1 tRNA gene and 1 rRNA gene are annotated in these 682 nt (G+C 57.3%); both read right to left on the reverse strand.

The features are described from left to right. Window positions 1–425: 425 nt before the first annotated feature. Window positions 426–502, reverse strand: a tRNA-Met gene (locus tag PKE99_RS39205). Window positions 503–541: 39 nt separating this feature from the next. After that, window positions 542–656, reverse strand: a 5S ribosomal RNA gene (gene rrf, locus PKE99_RS39210). Window positions 657–682 lie beyond the last annotated feature (26 nt).

Consider the following 682-nt stretch of genomic DNA (forward strand, 5'->3'; position numbering starts at 1 on the left):
TGCTGTCCCGATCCTCCTGCGCGAACAGCTCGTCCAGATCGCCCAGATATTGTTCCACGCGCTTTGCGCTGCTCGCCCGTGAGGAGGCGGTTGCCTCCGTCTGGCCCTGCGCCACCAACCATTTACGGAACTCGTCCTGTTGCATCGTTTCGCCCCCTGCCTCGCCGAATGGTGACGTTCCAAGGTCAGGAAGCCGCGGGCAAAATCCGTCGTCGTCAATTCACCGTCTGGAACCATGGGCCGATGATGGCCGGAAGGAAGCAGGTGCGCAACTGCGAGTTGCCCGCCGCTGCGTGCGGATGCGTGATTATCCGTGCTGCTGCGGCCTTTCTGATGTCGTGTTGATGTGGCGTTGATGTAAACCGGAACGCCAAAAACCCGACGGTTTACGTCGGGTTCTAAGCATTTGATATATTTGATAGATTTGGTTGCGGGGGCAGGATTTGAACCTGCGGCCTTCAGGTTATGAGCCTGACGAGCTACCGGGCTGCTCCACCCCGCGTCCGGGTGTTTTTTGTATCGTTGATGGGGTCTTTTCTAGGTTTGGCGGTGACCTACTCTCCCACGTCTTTTGACGCAGTACCATTGGCGCTACGGCGCTTAACTGCCGAGTTCGGGATGGGATCGGGTGTTTAGCTAGCGCTATGACCACCAAACCGAGGAAAGACCCGTTTATGAGGAA

This window comes from Pseudonocardia halophobica (genome assembly GCF_027922425.1).
GTDB lineage: Bacteria > Actinomycetota > Actinomycetes > Mycobacteriales > Pseudonocardiaceae > Pseudonocardia > Pseudonocardia halophobica.